6 protein-coding genes are annotated in these 7,276 nt (G+C 44.9%); all 6 read left to right on the top strand.

All coding sequences use genetic code 11. The features are described 5' to 3' along the window. Positions 1-589: 589 nt before the first annotated feature. The 6 genes from MYF79_RS32395 (at position 590) to MYF79_RS32370 (ending at position 7,272) form a co-directional block, all read left to right on the top strand. Positions 590-973, top strand: coding sequence for a DUF3127 domain-containing protein (locus MYF79_RS32395; RefSeq protein WP_089828619.1), 384 nt, complete (start codon positions 590-592; stop codon positions 971-973). A gap of 103 nt (positions 974-1,076) precedes the next feature. Then, positions 1,077-2,639: an NAD(P)/FAD-dependent oxidoreductase gene (locus MYF79_RS32390; protein ID WP_247811943.1), complete on the top strand. Its 1,563-nt coding sequence runs from the start codon at positions 1,077-1,079 to the stop codon at positions 2,637-2,639. Positions 2,640-2,708: 69 nt separating this feature from the next. Next, a complete protein-coding gene (locus MYF79_RS32385) occupies positions 2,709-4,217 on the top strand; it encodes a sensor histidine kinase (protein ID WP_247811942.1) in 1,509 nt (502 codons plus the stop codon). Beyond that, positions 4,214-4,906 (top strand): LytR/AlgR family response regulator transcription factor, encoded by a 693-nt coding sequence (locus MYF79_RS32380; protein WP_247811941.1) that lies wholly within the window; start codon positions 4,214-4,216, stop codon positions 4,904-4,906. The genes MYF79_RS32385 and MYF79_RS32380 overlap by 4 nt, the downstream gene beginning before the upstream one ends. A 37-nt stretch (positions 4,907-4,943) precedes the next feature. Continuing rightward, positions 4,944-5,897, top strand: coding sequence for an ABC transporter ATP-binding protein (locus tag MYF79_RS32375; RefSeq protein ID WP_247811940.1), 954 nt, complete (start codon positions 4,944-4,946; stop codon positions 5,895-5,897). A 61-nt stretch (positions 5,898-5,958) separates the two neighbouring features. Beyond that, entirely contained in the window at positions 5,959-7,272 is a 1,314-nt protein-coding gene (locus MYF79_RS32370; protein WP_247811939.1) for an ABC transporter permease, read from the top strand. Positions 7,273-7,276 lie beyond the last annotated feature (4 nt).

Raw genomic sequence — 7,276 nt, 5'->3', positions numbered from 1 at the left:
TGAGCTATTGTAAATTAATGTTGTTCTTAAATTAAGGATTGTTCTCGAATTGTAAATCTTATCAACGTGGGGGGTCGATAGATTTTCAGACAGGACGACGAATATCAGTAGAAAATGTTGAAAAAAAAAATTTATCTCCCCTTGTTTTTATTTCTCTGATAACAGTTTGCCGCCTCTGTTTTTCGCTGTTTTTATTCTCTTTTTTGAGCTTGTTTTTTTGTCATTTTAACTTGATGAAAGTCAGTACTGCTCTGCTTTGATAGCCAGGCTTTTCCAGTTGACATTAACTTGTTTGTCATAGATATGTGTACTTACTGATAAAATACTATTGTATACAACTACAAGCTACTTTTTGATCATTAGAAATGATCGCTCCGAATGTTAATAATTCCATTGCGGGGGTGCAAAACTATGTTAGTAATTGCATTTAAAAAAATGTCCTTTAGGTTAGCAAATACCATGCAAAATTATTATATACGCGCCCGCACGTTGTGAGACTTCTTTTATAACTGCCTGTTTTAAATTTTATTGCGTGGGACTTCTGCTAAAAAACCTATCTTTGGCCCTCTGAACAGCTAAAAATTTTTATATGAGTTTTGAAATAACCGGAAAACTGATCGTGAAGTATAATACGATGCAGCGTAGCGAAACCTTTAAAACCAGGGAGTTCGTTATCGAAAAGTCTGATGATATCAATGGCCGCGTTATAAATAACTACATCAAGTTCCAGGCGGTGCAGGACAGAACTGCTATCGTAGATCGCTTCAATGAAGGTGAAACCGTGAAGGTTTACTTCAACATCAAAGGAACCCGCTGGGAAAAGGACGGCAGGGTGAATTACATCACAAACCTTGATGCATGGCGCATGGAATCTGTTGTGGCAGGCGGATCTTCTACAGACTCAATGCCTAATTATAATACTTCCCAGGAAGTATCTTCCGGAGGTGGTCAGGCTGATGATCTGCCATTTTAATGCCCTGACAATAACAACTCGTTAACAAAATAACTGGAAACGGATACCTGAAATACGGGTATCCGTTTTCAATTGTTAGGATAACTACCTAACCACTGTATATATGATTCAACAACTTTCTCTCAAATTGTTGCCTTCCCAGGCGGCTTCCGACATCACCATTATCGGGGAGGCTGCTGCTGCTCTTGGTATAAAGCCTTCCGCCATCACTGGTTTCCATCTGCTTAAACGCTCTATTGACGCCCGTTCCAGACAGGTGTACTTCATGCTCACTGTTAAAGTGTTCGTCAATGAACCTTTCCAGGAAAGAGAACGTATCATACCGATATATGATATATTGCCCGCGGATGCTCCCCAGGCGATCATCGTAGGTGCAGGCCCTGCAGGATTGTTTGCAGCACTGCGTCTTATAGAAGCCGGTATCAGGCCCATTGTACTGGAGCGCGGCAAGGACGTACGTGCAAGACGGAGAGACCTTGCTGCATTAAATAAAATGGGCGTTGTCAATCCGGACTCCAACTATTGCTTCGGTGAAGGCGGGGCCGGTACTTATTCTGATGGTAAATTATATACACGCTCCAATAAGCGTGGCGACATCAACCGCATACTCAGCATCTTCGTCCATTTCGGCGCTACTGAAAAGATCATGTATGATGCACACCCTCATATAGGTACCAATAAATTACCACATATTATTGTAGCCATGCGGGAGCAGATCACCAATAGTGGTGGTATGGTATTATTTGAACAGAAAGTAACTGATATTTTAACCAGGAATAATGAAGTGACGGGTGTGCTGACTGCCGGCGGACAAACCTTTTCCGCTTCCCAGGTCATTCTCGCTACAGGCCACTCTGCCAGGGACATCTTCCGCCTGTTACATCAGAAAAATATTCTCATCAGTGCCAAACCATTTGCATTGGGTGTTCGTGTAGAACATCCGCAGGCATTAATTGACAGTGCACAATATCATTGCCCCACAAGAAATGAGTATTTACCCCCAGCCAGCTATAGCCTGGTAGAACAGGTGGATGGAAGGGGAGTGTTCTCTTTCTGTATGTGCCCCGGAGGCATTATTGCACCAGCGTCTACAGATCCGGGCGAACTGGTGGTGAACGGATGGTCTCCTTCAAGACGTGATAACCCCTACGCTAATTCCGGAATGGTAGTTACCGTTGATGAAACAGACTTTTTGCCTTTTGCTGATAAAGGCCCGCTGGCGGCTATGTATTATCAGCAGATGGTAGAGCGTGATGCCTTTACTGCCGGCGGCGGACAATTTGTTGCGCCCGCTCAACGGATGACGGATTTTGTACACAATAAAGTATCCACGACCCTGCCACCCTGCTCTTACCTGCCCGGTGTAAACAGTGTTGATCTCCGTGAAGTCCTGCCCGTTAGTGTACATCAAAGACTGGCCGCCGCCTTTAAAGCGTTTGGCCGTAAGATGAAGGGATACTATACGGCTGATGCTATTCTTGTAGCCACAGAGTCCCGCACTTCTTCTCCCGTACGCATCCCCCGCGAAGACGATACACTCATGCACCCGCAGATCAGCGGCTTGTACCCTTGCGGGGAAGGAGCCGGGTATGCAGGTGGTATCGTGTCGGCCGCTATGGACGGAGAACGGGTAGCAGAGCGGATCGTGGCTTTCTATCACGCATAGTATCCGTTTTATCACACTTTTTCAAAAAGTGTAAAAGGGATAACTATCATTGCTGAAAGTTTTATCCTTATGAACCAGCTAAGAAAAACAGAACTGGGTGTTGCAACAGGGCTTTTCCTGTTGATTATATTCTCTCTTCTATATAAGAGCGTTTCTTATAACGTATTCGATCTGCAACATGAGTATGGTTACAAGTTTGCCAGGTACCACCAGGTGTTTGATTATTATAAACATTACCTGTTACCATTGCTTGCGCATATTACTGTTGTATATCTCGCGTTCCTGAGTACCAACACCTGGATCATCCCTTCCTTTTTTGAAAAGGGGCGTTGGAAGATAGGAGTGCCATTACTAGCAATCACCTGCGGCGCGGTATTTCTGGTGATACTGGTTGCTTCTACCTGGTATGACGGCTATCTGTTTGGTGTATACAAAACTGTGCGTGGTGTACATATGCATTGCGCAAAATCAGCTTTTATTATTACAATCTTTTACGCCACATTATATGCACTGTATTATGCTGTCAGGTACCTGTACTTTCAACAGCTGCATCCGAAGATCTCCAAGAAACCATGGTTCAACCAGGTGATCATAGAGCTGATCACGATGCTGTTGCTGCTGGCAGCAATTACGCTGATATTGCCGGGGAGAAGAACGATCGATAAAGGTGTTTTAATGTTCTTCATTGGCTCATACCTCGGAGGTACCTACTTTATATTACAGTATCGCCTGCTGCCCCGTTACCATCTCCATCGCAACCTGCGTATATTGATAAGAGATGCAGCATTCACCAGCCTGACTGCTTTAGCGCTGCTTCCCTTATTCTGGATCATGGATCACCATGTTCAGGCGCCGGCACTACTGGCAGTTTGCTTCCTTTTGTATGCAGGTGCGCTGTTCCTGGTGTTGCCTTTATCATTATGGATCTTCAACATGCGGCAGTCCCGCAGTAATACCATTCTCGGATTACGTAAGGCGCTCGATCAGTCAGAAACAGGACTGGACTTTCTTCGCTGGCAGATCAATCCACATTTTCTTTTCAACGCATTGAATACTTTATACGGCACTGCATTGATGGAGAAGGCATCTTCCACCAGCGAGGGCATTCAGAAACTGGGGGATATGATGCGGTTTATGTTGCATGATAATATACTGGAACGTATATCGCTCACCAAGGAAATAGCTTACCTGGAGAACTATATCGCACTGCAACGTTTGCGCGCACAGGGAACGCCGGATATACAGATCGAAGTCAATATAAATGACACGCATTGTGATCATGAAATAGCGCCTATGCTGCTGATCCCTTTCGTGGAGAATGCTTTTAAACATGGCATCAGCCAGCGCAGCAGGTCGCGTATTACAATATCTTTATCCTGCACGCCGGAAAAGATCTATTTCGATGTATATAATACTGTACATGCAAATAGAGCCGCTGAAGTAGAAAAAGACAGCATGGGCATCGGATTGTATAATGTACGGCAGCGCCTGGCATTGTTGTATCCTGAAAAGCACGAGTTGAACATCCGGGAAACCGCCACAGAATATTTTGTACATCTCACCATTGAAATAGTATGAGATTAACTGCTATTGCCATAGATGATGAACAGGTGGCATTGTCCGTAATACGTACACATGCTGTGCAGGTCCCGTTCCTGGAGATAAAAGGTTATTTCACCGATCCGTTCAAGGCATTGGAGTATCTGCAGCAGGAAAAGGTAGACCTGCTTTTTCTCGACATACGTATGCCCGACATTTCCGGGCTGGAACTGATGACAACCTTGCCCGGGGGACCAATGGTAATATTTACCACCGCTTATTCCGAACATGCTGTGCAAAGCTTTGAGCTGGATGCACTGGATTATTTACTGAAGCCATTTTCCTTTGAACGTTTCCTGAAAGCATGCAACAAAGCAAAGGCATTACAGGAACTGATACAACAACGTCAGAAATCGGATGTGCCTGCTCATATCATGATCAAGAGCGGTTATGAACAATATAAGGTACCGTTTGACGATATCCTGTACCTGGAAAGTGCGGGTAATTATATCAGCTTTGTTTTGAAAGATAAACGCATCCTTTCCCGCCTGTCTATGCAGGAAGCCCTGGCCCTGCTGCCGCCTGATAAGTTTACCCGGGTACACCGGTCATTCATTGTAGCGAACAACAAAATCGAAAAGGCAGACAGGAACTGTCTATACATCGGTCAGGTACCCGTCAGCATCGGTGCTGCCTACGCGCAGGCCGCAGAGAGTATATTGAGGTAATTTCCTTTCTCTCATATTATTTTTTTACATTTATTCTATGAACCTCATAGAAATAAAACATCTGCGTAAATACTATGCCACTCACAAGGCAGTAGACGATATCAGTTTTTTTATTCCCAAGGGCAGCATCTTCGGGTTACTGGGGCCTAACGGCGCAGGAAAGACCACCTTGTTGCGCATGATCACCGGTATATTTTATCCTGATCAGGGAGAAATATTGTTCAACGGGCGCCCTTTTGATCCCCGAACAGACATCCATTCCATTGGTTACATGCCCGAAGAAAGAGGCCTGTACAAGAAAATGAAAGTAGGAGAGCAGGCCCTGTACCTGGCGCAGTTGAAAGGCTTGTCAGAAAGAGATGCGAAAGACAAGATCAAATACTGGTTCGATAAGTTTGAGATCAACGGTTGGTATAATAAGAAGGTGGAGGAGCTGAGTAAGGGGATGCAGCAAAAGGTGCAGTTCATTTCCACTATTATGCACAGCCCGGAACTGCTGATACTTGATGAACCATTTTCCGGCCTTGACCCCATCAATTCCAATCTTATCAAGCAGGAAATATTTGACCTTAGCCGGAATGGCACCACCATCATTTTTTCTACTCACAGGATGGAACAGGTGGAAGAAATTTGTGACCGCATCGTATTAGTGAACCAGGGAAAGAAACTACTGGATGGCGAAGTGAAACAGATCAAACAGGATTTCAAGCAGCACCTGTTCCGCATAGGCGTAGGTGTCATGCCGAACTTCGCACAAATGGCTACCTACCATTTTTCGATCATCAAACAGGAGGGACTTGCTTATACCGTGAAGCTCAGTGAGGGCAGCAGCACCAATGATATCCTGATGCACTTCATCAGGCAGGAAATACCGGTTACCTATTTCCAGGAAATACTGCCTTCCATCAATGAGGTATTTATTCAGCAGGTCACTTCGATTACGAATGCTGAAGTAGGAACGACGAATGAAAGTCAACCTGCTTATTCCTGATCCTTTCATTCTTAACCGCTGATTTAAATTCGTTATTTCTAACCCGTCATTCCTAAATGCTATGAACAAAATCTGGCTGATAATAAAAAGAGAATTTATGACCCGCGTAAGGAAGCGCTCATTCCTGGTAGTAACACTGCTGGTGCCGCTGTTCTTCGCTGCGATGGTTGTTGTTCCTATACTGATTGCAACAAATTCAAAAGAAGAGAAGCGTATTGCCGTAATAGATGACAGTCATCTTTTCATGAATCGTTTCCCGGACGATAAAGGCGTATATTATAAATACCTGTTGAATACCAGTGTGGATTCATTCCAGCATAAATATGCAGACTACGGCTATTCCGGCCTGCTTTATATTCCCGAACTTGATATTGAGCGGCCGGCGGGCATCACCTACTACAGCAACGCACAGCCCGGTCTGGCAGTTGAAAGCCGTCTTACCCGCCGTGTGAACGATCTGATCGAAGAAGAAAGGCTGAAAAAAGCGAATATAGATGCAGCACAGTTGAAAGCGGTGAAATCTGATATCAGCATTGATTTCAAGACAGGAGAGGAAGGCAAAAAGGGCAGCTCTGCAGTTGCCTACGGTGTCGGATATGCCAGCGGGTTTATCATTTATATTATCCTGATGTTTTTTGGGATGTCAGTTATGAGGGGTGTGATGGAAGAAAAGGTTAGCCGTATTGCGGAGGTAATGATCTCTAGCGTAAAACCTTTCCAGCTGATGATGGGAAAGATCATCGGTATTGCAGCCGTAGGATTATTGCAATTCCTGATATGGGTAGTGCTTATTATTTGTGTGCAACTGGTATTGCCACTCTTCCTCTCCGGCGATACTGTAAGCGCCATGAGTGAAGGCGGCGCCATGATGCAGAGCAGTAGCAGTGCCGCTGCCATGGAAGCGATGGAGAAGATCCGGTTCGTAGTGGGCAGTGTCAACTGGACAGTTGTTATTACCTGTTTCATATTCTACTTCCTGGGAGGATACCTGTTCTATTCCGCTTTATTTGCCGCAGTCGGCAGCCTGGTAAATGAAGATCCCACAGACGCACAGGCATTGACATTTCCTATTACATTACCGATCATCATTGGTATCATGGTGATGATATCTTCAGTGCAAAATCCTACAGGGCCACTGGCATTCTGGGGTAGTATCATTCCATTCACATCTCCCATGGTGATGATGGCGCGTATTCCTTATGGTGTACCGGGTACAGTGCCCTACTGGCAGCTGGGATTGTCAATCAGCCTGCTTATAGCAGGGTTTCTGTTCACCACCTGGATGGCGGGCAAGATATACCGTACGGGTATACTGATGTATGGTAAGAAGATTACCTGGAAAGAGGCGATTAAATGGATTGGGCGAAAGGCGTAATAAA

Origin of the sequence: Chitinophaga filiformis (assembly GCF_023100805.1) — a bacterium.
Classification (GTDB): Bacteria; Bacteroidota; Bacteroidia; order Chitinophagales; family Chitinophagaceae; genus Chitinophaga; species Chitinophaga filiformis_B.
The sequence above is the reverse complement of the archived record's forward strand: the minus strand, read 5'-3'. Positions and strand labels throughout refer to the sequence as shown.

Coding starts and splice junctions, on each gene's coding strand:
- MYF79_RS32395 (WP_089828619.1), top strand. CDS start 590: ATGAGTTTTGAAATAACCGGAAAACTGATCGTGAAGTATAATACGATG.
- MYF79_RS32390 (WP_247811943.1), top strand. CDS start 1,077: ATGATTCAACAACTTTCTCTCAAATTGTTGCCTTCCCAGGCGGCTTCC.
- MYF79_RS32385 (WP_247811942.1), top strand. CDS start 2,709: ATGAACCAGCTAAGAAAAACAGAACTGGGTGTTGCAACAGGGCTTTTC.
- MYF79_RS32380 (WP_247811941.1), top strand. CDS start 4,214: ATGAGATTAACTGCTATTGCCATAGATGATGAACAGGTGGCATTGTCC.
- MYF79_RS32375 (WP_247811940.1), top strand. CDS start 4,944: ATGAACCTCATAGAAATAAAACATCTGCGTAAATACTATGCCACTCAC.
- MYF79_RS32370 (WP_247811939.1), top strand. CDS start 5,959: ATGAACAAAATCTGGCTGATAATAAAAAGAGAATTTATGACCCGCGTA.